Genomic DNA, 16,234 nt, shown 5'->3' on the forward strand with positions numbered 1-16,234 from the left:
GACGGGACGACCGTTGACGCCGGCGGCGACCGTCCGCGGCGACGTGCCGGGCCGGATGGACCGGCGGCTCAGTAGGCGGCCAGGACGTCCACGACGAAGACGAGGGTGTCGGAGGGTTTGATCAGCGGGGGCAGTCCCTTGTCGTAGCCGAGGTCCGGAGGGACGATCATGACGACGCGGCTGCCGACCGGGACGCCGATCAGGGCCCGCTCCCAGCCCTTGATGACGCCGCCGCCGCCGACCCGGAAGGCCCTGGGCTGCCGGGCCCGCCAGGTGGACTCGAAGGAGGAGTCCGCACCCCAGACCCTGCCCTCGTACTGGGTGACGACGAGCTGCCCGGCCTGCACCCGGGCCCCCTTGCCCTGGATGAGGACCTTGCTCCGGAACCCGGAGGGCGGCGTGCCGCGCGGCGCCGTGACGACCGGGCGCTCGCCCGGGCCGCCGCCGACCTCGACGCCTGCCAGGGAGCCGGGTCCTCCGGCGCCCGTCGCGGTCGCCCCGGGCGGGAAGGCGCCGAGCACGTCGATGACGTAGAACAGCGCGCTGTCGGCGGCCATGCCGTCCGGCGGGTTGGGACCGAAGCCCTCCCCCGGGGGGATGGCGGCCACGACGCGGCTGCCGACCCGGTGTCCCCGCAGCGCCTTGCTCACGCCGGTGAGCGACTGGCTCAGCGGGAAGGAGGCGGGGGCGCCCTGGTTGAAGCTGGAGGCCAGCAGGGGGTTGTCCGCGCCGTCCCACACGTGCGCGGTGTAGTGGGCGACGACCAGGTCGTCGGATCCGACCACCGCGCCGGTGCCGGTCATCTGCTCGCCCACCTGAAGGTCCACCGGGGGGTCGCCCTCGGGGAAGGTGATCGTCGGCTTGGCTCCGAAGGAGCTCTCGGCCCGCACGCTCTGGGCCGCCTCGCCGTCACCGGCGGTGCAGCCGACGGCGGGCACGAGAAAGAGCACGGTGAGCAGCGCGCGAATACGCATCCGACTCCCCTGGTCCGGCGGATACGGACACACATTAGCGCCCTATTAGGAAAAATGTCAGTAGCGTCGGGAAAGCGGAGAGCCCGGTCACGCCGAGGGCGTGACCGGGCTCTCCGGCCGATGAAACGGACCTCTCGCGGCGCCCGCCCGCAGGCTCGGGGAGCCCGCCCGGACGGGCCAGGCGGCGGTCAGTAGGCGCCGACGATGTCCACCAGGAAGACCAGGGTGTCGGTGCCCTTGATGCCCGCCTGCGGGCTGCCCTGCTCGCCGTAACCGAGGGCCGGCGGGATGCTCACCAGCACCCGGGTGCCGACGGGCAGGCCGACCAGCGACTGGTCCCAGCCCTTGATGACCTGTCCGGTGCCGATCCCGAAGGTGGCCGGATCGCCCTTGCCCCAGCTGCTGTCGAACTCCTTGTCGGTGCCCCAGATCTTGCCGATGTAGTGGGCCATGAGCTGCTGCCCGGACTTCACGACCGGGCCGGTGCCCTTGATGACGACCTTGGTGACCAGCTCCTTGGGAGCCTTCTCATCGGTCTTCGTGGTCAGCACGGGGGTCTTGCCGGGGCCCGGGTTCTCCACCTTGACGCCCTTGACGCCGGGGTCGACGGCCTTGCCGTCGACGGTCACCGGCTTCGGCTTGACCCCCACCATGTCCAGCACGAGCACCTGGGTCAGCTTGTCCTGGCCCTGCTGCTTGGCCTGCTCCAACTGCTCCTTGGTCAGGCTGTCCGGGGCCACCACGGCGATGTGCCGCCCGCCGGGCTTGGCGCCGACGAAGGCCTCCCGCAGGACGCTCGGGAGGTCCTGGCTGACCGTGATGGTCTCCGGGCTGCCCGCGTCGTAGGTCGACCCGACCGTGGCGTTGCTCTTGCCGTCCCAGTTGAAGACCGTGTAGTTGACGATGACGCTGTCGCCGACCTTGAACTCCGTGCCGGAGCCGTCCTTGACCGTCTCCTCGGACGACTTCGCGGCGGGCGAGCCCGACGGGAAGGTCACCGACGGCTTCTTGCCGACCTCACCGGTGACCTTCAGACCGCTGCCGCCCGTGGCGGCCTTGCTGTCACCCCCCTCGGTGCCGCAGGCTGCGGCGAAGAACAGGGGCACTGCGGCCAGTACGGCCAGGCTGCGGCGGCGCATTCGGTCATCCCTCGGGCAGACATCAGTTCGCGCAACCTTATCCGAAGCGCGCATACAGCCGAGGTAAAGGGATCACATTCCCGCGATCAGCTTGTCCACCCTCTCGTCCACGCTGCGGAAGGGGTCCTTGCACAGCACGGTGCGCTGTGCCTGGTCGTTGAGCTTCAGGTGCACCCAGTCGACGGTGAAGTCGCGCCGCTTCTCCTGCGCCCTGCGGATGAACTCCCCGCGCAGCCGGGCCCGGGTGGTCTGCGGCGGCACCGACTTCGCCTCGAAGATCTTCAGGTCGGACGCCACCCGCTCCACCGCACCGCGCTTCTGCAGCAGGTAGAACAGGCCGCGGCGGCGGTGCACGTCGTGGTAGGCCAGGTCGAGCTGGGCCACCCGGGGGCTGGACAGCGGCAGGTCGTACTTCTTGCGGTAGCGCTCGATCAGCTGGTACTTGGTGACCCAGTCGATCTCCCGGGCGACCAGGTCCAGGTTCCCGGTCTCCACCGCGGTGAGCGTGCGCTCCCACAGCTCCAGCACCCGGTGGCTGATGTCGTCGGCGCCGCGCCGGTCGACGAAGTCGCGCGCCTTGGCGAGGTACTCGTGCTGGATCTCCAGCGACGACGCCTCCCGCCCGTTGGCCAGGCGCACCCGGCGGCGCCCGGTCATGTCGTGGGAGACCTCCCGGATGGCCCGGATCGGGTTCTCCAGCGACAGGTCGCGCATCACCGTGCCCGCCTCGATCATGCGCAGCACCAGGTCGGTCGCGCCGACCTTGAGCAGCATGGTCGTCTCGCTCATGTTGGAGTCGCCGACGATGACGTGCAGGCGGCGGAAGCGCTCGGCGTCGGCGTGCGGCTCGTCGCGGGTGTTGATGATCGGACGGGAGCGCGTGGTGGCGGAGGACACGCCCTCCCAGATGTGCTCGGCCCGCTGGGAGACGCAGTAGACCGCCCCGCGCGGCGTCTGCAGCACCTTCCCGGCCCCGCAGACGATCTGCCGGGTGACCAGGAAGGGGATCAGCACGTCGGCCAGGCGGCCGAACTCGCCGTGCCTGCCCACCAGGTAGTTCTCGTGGCAGCCGTAGGAGTTGCCGGCGGAGTCGGTGTTGTTCTTGAACAGGTAGATGTCCCCGGCGATGCCCTCTTCGCGCAGCCGCTTCTCGGCGTCCACGAGCAGGCCCTCCAGGATGCGCTCCCCCGCCTTGTCGTGGGTGACGAGCTCCACGACGTTGTCGCACTCGGGGGTGGCGTACTCCGGATGGCTGCCCACGTCGAGGTAGAGGCGGGCGCCGTTGCGCAGGAAGACGTTGCTCGACCGCCCCCAGGAGACGACCCGGCGGAACAGGTAGCGCGCGACCTCGTCGGGGGACAGCCGCCGCTGCCCCCGGAACGTGCAGGTGACGCCGTACTCGTTCTCAAGCCCGAAGATGCGACGATCCATTGCCTCACACTATTCGCCGAACCCCTCTCGCGGGAGGGATCAGTGGGGTTTTCGGTCGTCAGGCTTATGCCCGGATGATCAGCGTCGTAAGCGGGTTCCGGGGGCGGAGATCTCCCGGTTCTTGCTCAGGGGGTGTAAATCTCCTGAACCTTCACGATCCGACCGCGGTAGACGGTGATCAGCGAGGGCTGCCCGTGCTTCGCGGCGCGGGCCAGCAACTGCTTGCGGGAGCAGCGCTTGTTGCCCAGGCCGGTGTTCCGGTCCACCGTGAACCCCGCCATGTTCGCGCCGCAACCGAACGCGCTGAGGAAGACGACGTCCGCCGCCACCGGGGAGGCGTACGCCATGACGTCGCCCTCCGGCGGGCCCACGAAGCGCCCTTCGGTGTGCTTGCCGGGCTTCCACCTGATCGGTTCGTACTCCGCCGTGCCGCGGCGCACGTGCGTGATCCAGCCGCGCAGGATGCCGTCCTTACGAGAGTGGATCTTCTTGGAGAAGTCGTGCCCGGGGTCGGGCTGGAAGGTCTTGCCGAAGATCTTCGGCTTGGGGAAGTCGGGGACGGCCGCGGCCTCGGCGGAGGCCGTTCCGGCCAGGACGAGGGCGGGCACGACGGCGGCGGCGGTGAGGAAGCGCTTCATGAACGTCACGACGGATACGACGGCACCGCCGATGGTCTGGTTGCCCGGCGTCCGGTGATCCGGGTCACATCACGCGGATCCGGGTCACATCACGCGGATCCGGGTCACATCACGCGGATCCGGGCCACCGCGGGTCCGGGCCACCGCGGGTCCGGGCCGCATGACACGGCGGAGCGCCGCGGCCCGCCGGGGCCGCGGCGCTCCGGAGGCGCCGGGCGGAGGTCAGGCGCCGGAGCCGGTGTCGATGTCTCCCTCGGGCGCGGTGGCCGGGCTGTCGCCCGTTCCCGGGGCCGCCTCGGCCGTCTCGGCCGCGGGGGCGGCCGACGCGGCCGCGCCCTCGGCCAGCAGGCGCTCCAGCCTCGGGCCGGCCAGCCGCAGGAACTTGCGGTGCGGCCGGTTGCGGTCGAGCACCGCCACCTCCAGCTGGCCGGCCGGGGGACGCTCGCCGCCCGGCTCGGTCAGCGCCGTCAGCGCCGTCTCCAGCGCCTCGGCCAGCCCCATGCCGTCGCGGTAGCGCTCCTTGAGACGGGTGGCGACCGCCTCGGCCTGGCCGCCCATCGCGGCCGTGCCGTGCTCGTCGAAGACCGAGCCGTCGAAGGTCAGCCGGTAGATCGCGTCGGCCTCGGGGGTGTCGCCGACCTCGGCGACGACCACCTCCACCTCCATCGACTTGATCGACTCGGTGAAGATCTGCCCGAGGTTCTGCGCGTACAGGTTGGCCAGACCGCGCGCGGTCACGTCCGTGCGGTCGTAGGTGTAGCCGTTGATGTCGGCGTAGCGGATGCCGCCCAGCCGCAGCGCCTCGAACTCGTTGTAGCGGCCGACCGCGGCGAACCCGATCCGGTCGTAGATCTCACTGATCTTGTGCAGCGCCCGGGAGGGGTTGGGCGCGACGAACAGGATGCCGTCCTCGTACTGGAGAACGACCACGCTGCGGCCCCGCGCGATGCCCTTGCGCGCGTAGTCCGCCTTGTCCCGCATGATCTGCTCGGGGGAGGCATATCCAAAAGGCATGGTCACCGGAGTGGTCTTCCTCTCGTGTTAGCGCAGCGGGGCGACGGGGCCGTCGGGGTTGTTCATCCGGCCGTCCACCGTCGTGCGCACGTACTGGGCGACCTCCTCGTCGGACAGGCGGCGGAACCCGTCGGCGGTGATCACCGCGACCACCGGCCAGATCCGGCGGGTCACGTCGGGGCCGCCGGTGGCCGAGTCGTCGTCGGCCGCGTCGTAGAGGGCCTGGATGAGCGTCAGGACGGTGTCCTCGGGCGAGGCTCCCTCGCGGTAGAGCTTCTTCAGCGCGCCGCGCGCGAAGATCGAACCGGAGCCGATCGCGTGGTGCTGGTACTGCTCGTAGGGGCCGCCGCCGACGTCGTAGCCGAAGATCCGGCCGCCGTCGACCTCCGGGTCGTAGGCCGCGAACAGCGGCACCACCACCAGCCCCTGCATCGCCATCGCGAGGTTGCCGCGGATCATCGTGGCGAGCCGGTTGGCCTTGCCCGCCACGGAGAGGGTGCGGCCCTCCATCTTCTCGTAGTGCTCCAGCTCGACCCGGTAGAGCCGGGCCATCTCGATGCCGGTGCTCGCCGCCCCGGCGATGCCCATGCACGAGTAGTCGTCGGTGCGGAAGACCTTCTCGATGTCCCGCTGGGAGATGATGTTGCCGGAGGTCGCACGGCGGTCGCCGGCCATCACCACTCCTCCGGCGCAGGTGGCCGCGACGATCGTGGTGGCGTGTGGAATCCGGTCGCCGACCGGGGTCGCCAGGGTGTCGTTACGGCCGGGCAGCAACTCCGGCGCGTAGGACCCGACGAACTCGGTGAACGAGGAGTTTCCGGTGTTCGTGAAGAGATGGTTCACCATGCCGGCGGGCAGGTCCCTGTGCGATGCCACGCGACTCCCTCCAAAGGTGCTTCCTTTACGGTCCGACCCTACTCACGTTGCCGTGTTGCATGCACTTCCCTCGATCAGCTCAGCGCGAACCACTCCCGGCCGGCCCCCTGAATCTTTACGCGCGAGTATGCCCGTGTAATTGTCGAGTTGTCGTGACATTCCGCCGCCTCCCGAGGAGGTCGCCGTGAGACTCTCCCCCCGACCCGCGCTGACCGCGGCCCTCGCGGCGACGCTGCTCGCCCTGGCCTCCTGCGGATCCGACACCCCGGCGGAGGACGGTTCCATCACGTTGACCATCACCGCCAACGCGATCCCCGGAGGCAAGAACTCGGCCAGCGCCGACTGGATCAGGCAGTGGGTGATCCCCCGGTTCGAAGCCGCGCAGAAGGCCGCCGGGCGCGACGTGCGGGTGCTGTTCCAGCCCAACGGCGTCGACGACGAGCAGTACAAGACGAAGATCGCGCTGGATCTGAAGTCGAAGACCGGCGCCGACGTGATCGACCTCGACGGGATCTGGGTCGGCGAGTTCGCGCAGGCCGGATACGTCAAGCCGCTCTCCGAGGTGGGCGGGCCCGGCGTGGACGCCTGGGAGGGCTGGTCGCAGATCCCGCAGGCCGTCCAGGGCCTGGGCATCTTCGACGGCAAGAAGTACGGCCTGCCGCAGGGCACCGACGGCCGGGTCCTGTTCTACAACAAGGAGCTGTTCGCCAAGGCCAGCCTGCCCGAGCCCTGGCAGCCGACGAGCTGGCAGGACATCATCGACGCGGGCACGGCGCTGAAGAAGCTGCCCGGCGTCACCCCGATCCAGATCAACGCCGGCACCGCGATGGGCGAGGCGACCACGATGCAGGGCGCCCTGCCGCTGCTGGCCGGGACCGGCACCGAGATCTACGCGGGCGGCAAGTGGACCGGCGCCTCCCAGGGGGTCAAGGACGTGCTCGGGTTCTACCGGCAGATCTACGGCGGCGGCCTGGGCGACCCCAAGCTGCAGCAGGAGGCCAAGGGCCGCGACAAGTCCTTCGCCGAGTTCGCCGACGGGAAGATCGGCATCCTCGCCGAGGGCGACTACTTCTGGCGGGCCGTCGTCGAGCCCCAGGCCGGCGTGGCGCCGATGGCCGACCGGGACCGGGTCGTCGGCTACGCCAAGATCCCGGCCAAGGAGCCCGGAGCCGGGGTCCGCGGCCAGGACTTCGTCAGCATGTCCGGCGGGGCCGTACGGGTGCTGAACCCCTTCTCCAAGAACCCCCGGCAGGCGTGGGAACTGCTGGCGTTCATGCACTCGGCCGAGGCGATCAAGGCCGAGCTCGCCGGCGCGGCCCGCGTCACCTCGCGCACCGACGTCAACGACGAGGTCCTCGCCAACGACCCGATGCTGACGTTCATCGCCAAGGAGATCCTGCCGATCACCGCCTACCGTCCGGGCCTGGCCGTCTATCCGCAGGTCTCCACCGCCCTGCAGGAGGCCACCGCCGCCGTCGTCTCCGGCACCGGCCCCGAGGAGGCCGCCGACGCCTACCGGACCAAGGTGGAGGGAATCGTCGGTGGCGCCGGCAACGTCTCCAACTGACCCGGCGAGGGAACCGCGAGGGGGCGCCGGTGCACCGGGCTGAGGAGCGAAGGAGCGAGGAACGAGCGGATGGGTGATGAGGGCCGCGAGGGGGCGCCGGTGCGCTGGACTGGGGAGCGCGCGCTGCGAAGCGAGCGCGTGACGAGGGAAGGCACCGGTTACCGGCCCCCGAGCCGCCGTGCGCAGCACGGCCATCAACACAGCCGGTCATCAGCCCCCGGGCCGCGACGCGCAGCGTCGCCATGAGCACTGACGCGGCGGGGCTGGGCAGGAGCAGAGCGGTCGGGTTCGTGCTGCCGGCGCTGGTGCTCATCGGGGTCTTCCTGGTCTTCCCCGCGCTGTGGACGATCTACCTGGGGCTCACCGACTACCGCCTGACCGGGCTGGCCGCCGCCGACCCCCAGGTGGTGGGGGCCGACAACTACACCGCCGCGCTCGGCGACGACCGCTTCCGCACCTCGCTCTGGCTGAGCGTGCAGTACGTGCTCGGCTCGGCCGTGATCGGGCAGGCCGTGCTGGGGTTCGCGATCGCGTGGACGCTGCGCGACCGGCGCGGGCCGGTGCGGCGGATCGTCGAAGGACTCGTGCTGCTCTCGTGGATCCTGCCGAGCTCGGTCGTGGCGTTCCTGTGGATCGCGCTGCTGGACCGCGACGGCGGCACCCTCAACGCCCTGCTGAACACCCCCGGGGCCGCCTGGCTGCTCGACCACCCGATGTTGTCGATCATCGTGTTCAACACCTGGCGCGGCACCGCGTTCTCGATGATGCTCTACGCCGCCGCGCTCGAGAACGTCCCCCCGTCGCACCTGGAGACCGCCCGCCTGGCCGGGGCCTCGACCTTCCAGCAGCTGCGCGACGTGGTCCTGCCCCGGATCAAGGGCCACATCCTGACCAACATGCTGCTGATCAGCCTGTGGACCTTCAACGACTTCACCCCGTTCCTGATCACCGCGGGCGGTCCCGAGGGGCGCTCGGAGATCCTGCCGTTCTACGTCTACACCACCGCCCTGCGCGGCGGGCAGCTCGGCTTCGGCGCCGCCGTCTCCTTCCTGATCCTGCTGATCAACCTCGTCTTCGCCCTCGCCTACCTGCGCCTGCTCCGCACCCGTGACCGCGCCCATGATCGCGGGGACGACGGCGGCCACGACGACGAGCCCGGCGCCGATCCCGCGATCCGGGGGACCGCCGCGTGAACGCCGTCCGCCACGCCCTCGGCCGCATCGCCTCCGCCGTCTTCCTCTCCGTCGTCGGCGCGTTCTTCGCGCTGCCGATGCTCTGGCTGGCCTCCGCCCCCTTCGACGCCACCCCCTCCATCACCGTCTCCGTCCCCGAGTTCACCCTCGCCAACTTCCGCGCCATCCTCGACAACCCCTACGCGCTCGGCTCCATCGGCAACTCCGTCATCCAGGCCGGCGGCGCGGCGGCCGTCGTCGTCGTCCTGGCCGCGCTGGCCGCCTACGCCCTGTCCCGGGTACGGGTGCCGGGCCGCGACGTCCTGCTGTACGTGCTGCTCCTGCTCTCCTCCGTCGTCACCGGCACCGCCGCCATGGTGCCGATCTTCGAACTCGCCACCCGCCTCGACCTGATCGACACCCACCTCGGCGTCATCCTCGTCGTCTCCGGCGGCCTGCTCCCCGCGGCGATCTTCATCCTGAAGGACTTCATGGACGCCACCCCGACCTCCTACGAGGAGTCCGCCCGGGTGTTCGGCGCCTCGCCGCTGCAGATCCTGCGGCACATCGTGGTCCCGGTGGTCCGGCCCGGCCTGGCCACCATCGCGGTCTGGGCCGTGGCCAGCGTCTGGGGCGGCTTCCTGATGCAGTACATCCTGCTGCGCGACCCGGAGAAGTCCCCCAGCGCGGTGATCCTCTACACCCTCTACACCGAGGGCGGCCAGCCCAACCTCGACCTCATCTCCACCTTCTCGCTGCTCTACTCGCTGCCCGTGGTCCTGATGTACCTGTTCGTCAGCGGCCGGTACGGCTTCCGCTTCCACGGAGGGATCAAGCAGTGACGATCTCCCTGCACGGCCTGACCAAGGTGTTCCCCGGCGGGGCCCGCGCTCTGGACTCCCTCGACCTGGACATCGGCGAGGGGGAGTTCTTCGCCCTGCTCGGCCCCTCCGGCTGCGGCAAGACCACGCTGCTGCGCAGCATCGCCGGGCTGGAGACCCCGTCCTCCGGGACCGTCTCCATCGGCGGCGCCGACGTCACCGCGCTGCCTCCCGGCCGCCGCGACGTCGCCATGGTCTTCCAGGACTACGCCCTCTTCCCGCACATGGACGTCACCGCCAACATCGCCTACCCGCTGCGCATCCAGAAGGTTCCGCGCTCCCGTCGCGAGGCCGCGGCCGCCGAGGTCGCCGGGCGGCTGAGCCTGTCGGAGCTGCTCCGCCGCCGCCCGGGACAGCTCTCCGGCGGGCAGCAGCAGCGCGTCGCCCTCGCCCGCGCCATCGCCTGCCGCCCCAAGGTCTTCCTCTTCGACGAGCCCCTGTCCAACCTCGACGCCCGCCTGCGACTGGAGGCCCGCACCTTCCTCAAGCGCCTGCAGGGCGAGCTCGGCGTCACCACCGTCTTCGTCACCCACGACCAGGGCGAGGCTCTGGCGCTGGCCCACCGCGTCGCGGTCATGGACGCCGGGCGGATCACCCAGGTCGGCGCCCCCGCCGAGATCTTCCACCGGCCCGCCACCACCTTCGTCGCCTCCTTCATCGGCTCCACCCCGATGAACCTCCTGCCCGGCAAGGTCGCCGGGGACGCCCTGCACGTCGCCGGGGCCGTCCTGCCCGCCCCGCCCGGCCTGCCCGACGGCGAGGAGATCGTGTACGGCGTCCGCCCCGAGTACGCCGACCTGTCCGCCGCCCCCCGCGACGACGCCTTCCCCGGAACCGTCGCCGTCCTGGAGAACCTCGGCACCTCCACCCTGGTCACGCTGGAGGGCGGCGGGGACGACGGCGACCTGCTCGTCCAGGTGGTCGTCCCCGAGGGGGAGGAGCCCCCGGCCGGCACGGCCGCCTGGGCCGTGCCCCGGCCGGGCCGGGCCCTGATCTACCACGGCGACCGGCTGATCCACCCGGCATGAACACCGCGGTCCGCGGACGGGGACGCCGGTGCGGGAGCGGGGACCTCGGACAGGAGCAGGGGATGGGGGCACCGGAATGAGAGCGCTGCGCCGTACCGGCCACTGGACCGTCGCCGACCGCGCCGCCGGCCCGGTCCGCGGCGTCCCGTTCGAGCTGCCCGCCGACGCCCGCGCCTTCACCGTCCGCCTCGCCTACGACCGCTCGGCGGGCGTGCTCGACCTGGGCTGCCTCGGCCCGCGGGGATTCCGCGGCTGGTCCGGCGGGGCCCGCTCCGAGTACACGCTCACCCCGGGCTGGGCCACCCCCGGCTACCTGCCCGGCGAGCCCGAGCCCGGCGTGTGGCACGTCCTGCTCGGCCTGTACCGGATCCCGCCCGAGGGCCTGCCGTACCGGCTGCGGATCATCCCGCACCTGTCCCCGCCCGCCGTCCCCCCGCCGCTCCGGCGCGGCCTGCGTCCCCCTCCCCCGCCCCGCGAGCCCGCCGCCACCCGGCGCGGCCTGCCCTCCCTCGGGGGCCTGCGCTGGCTCGCCGGCGACCTGCACGCCCACACCGTGCACTCCGACGGCTCCCTCACCGTCGCCGAGCTGGCCTGCCTGGCCGCCGACCGGGGCCTGGACTTCCTCGCCGTCACCGACCACAACACCGTCAGCCACCACGCCGAGCTGCCCGCCGCGGCCGCCTACGCCGCCATCTCCCTCCTGCCCGGCCAGGAGATCACCACCGATCTCGGCCACGCCAACGCCTTCGGCGACCTCGGCTGGATCGACTTCCGCGAGCCGCCCGGCGTGTGGGCGGCCGCCGTACGGGAGAGGGGTGGAGTGATGTCGATCAACCACCCCGTCGCCGCCGACTGCGCCTGGCGCCATCCCACGCTCGGCACGGACGTGCGGTCGCCGGTCGTCGAGACCTGGCACTGGAGCTGGCTGGACCGCTCCTGGGGCGCCCCGCTGGCCTGGACCCAGGCGTGGACCGCCGCCCCCATCATGATCGGCGGCAGCGACTACCACCGGCCCGAGGAGGGACACCCCCCGGGCGAGCCGACCACCTGGATCCTCGGCGGCGACACCCCCGGCGGGATCCTCGACGGGATCCGCGCCGGGGCCACCTCCGTCTCCGCCGCGCCCGGCGGGCCGCTCCTGCTGCGCCACGGCGACGACTTCCTCGTCCTGGACGCCGACGGCCTCCTGCTGTGGGGCCCCGACACCCGCCGGGTGATCGTCGGCGACCGGGTCGTCCTGCCCGCCCGGCCGGGCCCCCACCGGCTGGAGACCTTCCGCAACGAGGTGATGGCCCTGTGCAGCTGACCCCCGGCGCCGAGGTCCCGGTGAACGTCGCGATCGCCGGGCTCGGCGTGGCCGCGCAGGTGATGTACCTGCCGCTGCTGGCCAGGCGGCCGGAGCTGTTCCGCGTCACGGCCGTCTGCGACCTCGACCCCGAACAGGTCGGCCGGGTGGCCCGGCGCACCGGCGCCCGTCCCTTCTCCGATCCGCACGCCATGCTCGACGCCGGCGGGTTCGACGCCCTCATCGTGCTCACCGCCGGAACCCACGGCGGGATCGTCGCCGCCGCGCTCGCCGCCGGACACGCCGTCCTGTGCGAGAAACCCCTCGCCTACAGCCGCGCCGAGGTGAGCGCGCTGCAGAACCGGGACCGCCTCATGGTCGGCTACATGAAGCAGTACGACCCCGCCGTCCGGCGCGCCGCCGCCCTCCTCGGCGGGCACGCCGTCCGCCACCTCGACGTCACCGTCCTGCACCCCGCCGGCGAGGCCCAGCTCGCCTTCGCCCGCGTCCGCCCCTCCCGGCCCGGCCCGCAGGCCCTGGAGCCCTGGCTGCGCGCCGACGAGCGGGCCCTGGACGCCGCCCTCGGCCCCGCCTCCCCCGCACCCTGGCGGTCCCTCTACGCGAACGTCGTCCTCGGCAGCCTCTGCCACGACCTGGCCCTCATGCGGACCTTCAGCGGCCCGCCCGCCACCGTCGAGCACGCCGCCGTCTGGGACGGTCCCTCCGTCGAGGTCTCCGGCGCGCTGGAACACGGCCGGTACGGCCTGCGCTGGCACTACCTGCCCGGCCACCCCGCCTACCGCGAGACCGTCGCCGTCCACCACGAGGAAGGCTCCCTGGAGCTCGTCTTCCCCTCCCCCTACCTGATGAACGCCCCCACCGTCCTGACCGCCGCCTCCCGGTCCGGAACCACCGAGGTGCGGGCCGCGCACCTCGACGTGACGGAGGCGTTCGAGCTCCAGCTGGAGGCCTTCCACGCGCTGGTCACGGAGGGCGCGCCCCCGCTCACCGGACTCGACGGCGCCCTCGCCGATATCGTGACAGCGCAGCGGATCATCGCGGCGGCCGCCGGAGACGCCATCGGAGGCGAGGCCAATGAGGCACACCAGTCACACGACGCCTGACCCCGCCGGGCACGCCCCCGGCCCGGAGATCGTCGTCGTCCCGCACACCCACTGGGACCGCGAGTGGTACCTGCCGTTCCAGCGCTTCCGCCTCGGCCTGGTCCGCATGCTCGACGAGGTCCTCGACACCATGGCCGCCGACCCCGGCTACCGCTTCACCATGGACGGCCAGCTCGCCGCCCTGGAGGACTATCTGGAGATCCGCCCCGAACGGCTCCCCCAGGTCACGGCCCTGGTCACCGAGGGCCGCCTGGCCGCCGGCCCGTGGCTCATCCTCGCCGACGAGTTCCTGTGCTCCGGCGAGACCCTCATCCGCAACCTGGAGTACGGCGTCCGCGGCGCCGACGCCCTGGGCGGCGCGATGCGCGTCGGCTACCTGCCCGACCAGTTCGGCCACTGCGCCCAGATGCCGCAGATCCTCCGCCAGGCCGGGTTCGAGCACGCCTGCCTGTGGCGCGGCGTGCCCGCCCGGCTCGACCGGGACGCCTTCGCCTGGGTCGGCGCCGACGGCACCGCTATCCGCACCCAGTACCTGCCCGGCGGGTACGGCAACGCCGTCGCCCTGTTCAGCGGCCCCGCCGAGGCCCTGCCCGACCGGCTCGCCGCCTTCACCGAGACCCTGCGCCCCTGGCACCCCGACGGCCCCCTGCTGGCCATGTACGGCGCCGACCACACCGCCCCGGCCGCCGACATCACCGCCGCAGGGCTCCGCCTGGCCACCCTCGGCGAGTACGTCACCGCGCAGGACCCGTCCACCGCCGGCCTGCCCGCCCTCACCGGCGAGCTGCGCTCCCACGCCCGCGCCAACATCCTGCCCGGCGTCATCTCCGCCCGCGTCCCCGCCAAACGGGCCATGGCCCACGCCGAACGCGTCGTCACCCGCTACGCCGAGCCCCTGGCCGCCCGCTGGCTGCCCGGCGACACCGCCGCCGCCAGACTCCTCGACCTGGCCTGGCGCCGCCTGATCGCCTGCAGCGGCCACGACTCCATCACCGGCTGCGGCGCCGACGACACCGCCCAGCAGGTCGCCGCCCGCATCGCCGAGGCCGGGCAGATCGGCCAGGCCGTCGTCGACATGGTCGGCGCCTCCCTCGCCGCGCAGGCCCCACGCGACCACATCGTCGTGGTCAACCCCTCCCCCGTCGCCCGGACCGCCCTCGTCCTCGCCGACCTCCCCGAGAGCCGCGCCCGCCTGCTCGCCCCCGGCGGCGAACCGGTGCCGCTGCAGCGGCTCGAACTGGCCCCCACCCTCCTCGACGAGACCGTCATGGACGACCTCACCCGCCTCCTCGGCCGCGTGCACGAGCGCGAGCTGTTCGGCCTCCAGATCGTCTCCTGGAGCGCTCCCGGGCCCGCCTCCGACGCGCCCCCGGACGCCTCCGCGACCTTCGCCGAGGGCGCCGTCCCGGGCATCCCCGCGACCTTCAGCATCGTGGTCGGCCGCCACGCCACCACCGGCTACGACTACGCCGACCTGCGCCGCGCCGTCCTGGAGGCCGCCGCCTCCCGGCCCGGCCCGTGGCTGGTGCAGACCCTCGCCGAGCCCGTCGTCACCGTCGCCGCCCGGGTCACCGTCCCCCCGCTCGGCCGCACCGTGCTCGCCTCCGCGCCCTGGACCGCCGCCGGAACGCCGGAACCGGCTGAGAACGCCGCCTCCCCCGGGGACACCGGAAACGCCGACGACCTCCCCTCCACGCTCACCGGGGACACCGCACCGGCCGCCGGGGGCGCCGTCCTCGACAACGGCCTGCTCCGGGTCACCGTCGCCCCCGACGGCTCCCTCTCGCTCCGCTCCGGCGGGAGCGAGGTCCACGGGGTCGGCCGCGTCGTCGACGGCGGCGACGCCGGGGACACCTACAACCACGCGCCGCCCCGCCACGACGTCCTCGCCGACGCCCCGTCCTCCGTCGAGATCGAGAGCGTGTACGCGGGCCCCCTGGTCTCGGTGCTGGAGATCCGCCGCACCTACGACTGGCCGGTCGAATCCTCCGAGGACGGCCGCGCCGCCACCACCGAGACCGTCGCCGTCACCACCCGCGCCGAGCTCCGCGCGGGCGAGCCGTACCTGCGGCTGGAGACCTCCTTCGACAACCGCACCCGCGACCACCGCGTCCGCTGGCACGCGCCCCTCCCCCGGGCCGCCGCGGAGTCCTTCGCCGAAGGGCAGCTCGCGGTCGTGCGGCGCGGCCTGACCGCCGAGGGCGGCTGCGGCGAGAAGCCCCTGCCCACCTACCCCGCCGAGGGCTTCGTGGCCGCCGGAGGACTCGCCGTCCTCCTCGACCAGGTCACCGAGTACGAGCTGACCGGCGGGGAGCTCGCCCTCACCCTGCTCCGCTCGGTCGGCCACCTGTCCAGGAACCGCAACGCCTACCGCGACGAACCCGCCGGACCCCAGCTGCCCACCCCGGACGCCCAGTGCCCCGGCCCCACCGGCATGCGCTTCGCCGTCCTCCTGCACGACGGCTCCTGGGACGAGGCGGGCCTGCCGCGGCTGGCCGAGGAATATCGCCACGAGCTGCTGGCCGTGCCGGGCTCGGGCGGCACGCCCCCCGGCGGAACCGCACCCGCGCCGGCGCGCGCCCAGGACGCGTCCTCCGGCCCCCCGGACGCCCCCCTGGAGGTCGAGGGCACCGGCGTGCTCCTCACCGCCCTGCGGGAACGCGACGGCGCCCTGGAGCTCCGTGTCGTCGCCGAGCACCCCGCCGCCACCGAGGCCGTCGTCCGCGGCCCCTTCACCGCCGCCCGCCGCGCCGGAATCCTCGGCACGGCGGGCGAGCGGCTGGAGATCACCGGCGGCGCCGTACGGCTGCCGCTGCGCCCCTTCGAGATCGCGACCGTCCATCTGACGCGCTGAACACGGGCCCGGGCGGTTCCGCGGCGTGATTTCGCGGCGGCTTCGGACGGCATGACGTCAGGGGATCGCTCCGGACGCCCACGGATTCTCCGTCCGATCAGCTCTTGTCGTTTGAATGCCCATAGAGCATGAAGTGAGATTAAATCCATCGTCCGCCGGTGAAAGCGGTCTCGCCGCGATAAAGCAAGACCGCCGGACGATCGCCCATGGCGCCGGAATTCATCGGCATGCCTCCACACCCCGGCCCTCGC

The 16,234-nt window shown here is 72.6% G+C and carries 13 protein-coding genes; 7 read left to right on the forward strand and 6 right to left on the reverse strand.

What is annotated here, in order from left to right:
- Window positions 1–68 precede the first annotated feature (68 nt).
- From Plo01_RS16505 to prcB, 6 genes are all read right to left on the reverse strand, one after another.
- The gene (locus tag Plo01_RS16505) at window positions 69–974 is read right to left on the reverse strand and encodes an FKBP-type peptidyl-prolyl cis-trans isomerase (protein WP_203891468.1); all 906 of its coding nucleotides are present in this window, start codon (window positions 972–974) and stop codon (window positions 69–71) included.
- A gap of 188 nt (window positions 975–1,162) precedes the next feature.
- Window positions 1,163–2,113, reverse strand: coding sequence for an FKBP-type peptidyl-prolyl cis-trans isomerase (locus Plo01_RS16510; RefSeq protein WP_203891469.1), 951 nt, complete (start codon window positions 2,111–2,113; stop codon window positions 1,163–1,165).
- A 72-nt stretch (window positions 2,114–2,185) separates the two neighbouring features.
- Complete coding sequence (gene pafA, locus Plo01_RS16515; protein ID WP_203891470.1) at window positions 2,186–3,544, reverse strand: Pup--protein ligase; 1,359 nt, start codon at window positions 3,542–3,544, stop codon at window positions 2,186–2,188.
- A 125-nt stretch (window positions 3,545–3,669) separates the two neighbouring features.
- The gene (locus Plo01_RS16520; protein WP_239316522.1) at window positions 3,670–4,182 is read right to left on the reverse strand and encodes a hypothetical protein; all 513 of its coding nucleotides are present in this window, start codon (window positions 4,180–4,182) and stop codon (window positions 3,670–3,672) included.
- A gap of 222 nt (window positions 4,183–4,404) precedes the next feature.
- Window positions 4,405–5,196: a proteasome subunit alpha gene (gene prcA, locus Plo01_RS16525; protein WP_203891471.1), complete on the reverse strand. Its 792-nt coding sequence runs from the start codon at window positions 5,194–5,196 to the stop codon at window positions 4,405–4,407.
- A 27-nt stretch (window positions 5,197–5,223) separates the two neighbouring features.
- Window positions 5,224–6,042: a proteasome subunit beta gene (prcB, locus tag Plo01_RS16530; protein WP_203891663.1), complete on the reverse strand. Its 819-nt coding sequence runs from the start codon at window positions 6,040–6,042 to the stop codon at window positions 5,224–5,226.
- Window positions 6,043–6,256: 214 nt separating this feature from the next.
- Here prcB and Plo01_RS16535 point away from each other — a divergent pair, with 214 nt between their 5' ends.
- From Plo01_RS16535 to Plo01_RS16565, 7 genes are all read left to right on the forward strand, one after another.
- On the forward strand, window positions 6,257–7,639 hold the full coding sequence (locus tag Plo01_RS16535; RefSeq protein ID WP_203891472.1) for an extracellular solute-binding protein: 1,383 nt from the start codon (window positions 6,257–6,259) through the stop codon (window positions 7,637–7,639).
- Window positions 7,640–7,881: 242 nt separating this feature from the next.
- The gene (locus tag Plo01_RS16540; RefSeq protein WP_203891473.1) at window positions 7,882–8,832 is read left to right on the forward strand and encodes a carbohydrate ABC transporter permease; all 951 of its coding nucleotides are present in this window, start codon (window positions 7,882–7,884) and stop codon (window positions 8,830–8,832) included.
- Window positions 8,829–9,653, forward strand: coding sequence for a carbohydrate ABC transporter permease (locus Plo01_RS16545; protein ID WP_203891474.1), 825 nt, complete (start codon window positions 8,829–8,831; stop codon window positions 9,651–9,653). The genes Plo01_RS16540 and Plo01_RS16545 overlap by 4 nt, the downstream gene beginning before the upstream one ends.
- Window positions 9,650–10,720 carry an ABC transporter ATP-binding protein gene (locus tag Plo01_RS16550; protein WP_203891475.1) on the forward strand — a complete coding sequence of 357 codons (1,071 nt, stop codon included), beginning with the start codon at window positions 9,650–9,652 and terminating at the stop codon, window positions 10,718–10,720. The genes Plo01_RS16545 and Plo01_RS16550 overlap by 4 nt, the downstream gene beginning before the upstream one ends.
- 76 nt (window positions 10,721–10,796) lie before the next feature.
- Complete coding sequence (locus tag Plo01_RS40980; RefSeq protein WP_203891476.1) at window positions 10,797–12,026, forward strand: CehA/McbA family metallohydrolase; 1,230 nt, start codon at window positions 10,797–10,799, stop codon at window positions 12,024–12,026.
- Entirely contained in the window at window positions 12,017–13,129 is a 1,113-nt protein-coding gene (locus tag Plo01_RS16560; protein WP_239316478.1) for a Gfo/Idh/MocA family protein, read from the forward strand. The genes Plo01_RS40980 and Plo01_RS16560 overlap by 10 nt, the downstream gene beginning before the upstream one ends.
- Window positions 13,101–15,983, forward strand: a complete 2,883-nt coding sequence (locus Plo01_RS16565) for a glycoside hydrolase family 38 N-terminal domain-containing protein (protein WP_203891477.1) — start codon at window positions 13,101–13,103, stop codon at window positions 15,981–15,983. Before Plo01_RS16560 ends, Plo01_RS16565 begins: the two co-directional genes overlap by 29 nt.
- The last annotated feature ends 251 nt before the right edge of the window (window positions 15,984–16,234 follow it).

This window comes from Planobispora longispora, assembly GCF_016863135.1.
In the GTDB taxonomy this organism is placed as follows: Bacteria; Actinomycetota; Actinomycetes; order Streptosporangiales; family Streptosporangiaceae; genus Planobispora; species Planobispora longispora.

Coding starts and splice junctions, on each gene's coding strand:
- prcA (WP_203891471.1), bottom strand. CDS start 5,196: ATGCCTTTTGGATATGCCTCCCCCGAGCAGATCATGCGGGACAAGGCG.
- Plo01_RS16520 (WP_239316522.1), bottom strand. CDS start 4,182: ATGAAGCGCTTCCTCACCGCCGCCGCCGTCGTGCCCGCCCTCGTCCTG.
- Plo01_RS40980 (WP_203891476.1), top strand. CDS start 10,797: ATGAGAGCGCTGCGCCGTACCGGCCACTGGACCGTCGCCGACCGCGCC.
- prcB (WP_203891663.1), bottom strand. CDS start 6,042: ATGGTGAACCATCTCTTCACGAACACCGGAAACTCCTCGTTCACCGAG.
- Plo01_RS16565 (WP_203891477.1), top strand. CDS start 13,101: ATGAGGCACACCAGTCACACGACGCCTGACCCCGCCGGGCACGCCCCC.
- Plo01_RS16540 (WP_203891473.1), top strand. CDS start 7,882: ATGAGCACTGACGCGGCGGGGCTGGGCAGGAGCAGAGCGGTCGGGTTC.
- Plo01_RS16510 (WP_203891469.1), bottom strand. CDS start 2,113: ATGCGCCGCCGCAGCCTGGCCGTACTGGCCGCAGTGCCCCTGTTCTTC.
- pafA (WP_203891470.1), bottom strand. CDS start 3,544: ATGGATCGTCGCATCTTCGGGCTTGAGAACGAGTACGGCGTCACCTGC.
- Plo01_RS16505 (WP_203891468.1), bottom strand. CDS start 974: ATGCGTATTCGCGCGCTGCTCACCGTGCTCTTTCTCGTGCCCGCCGTC.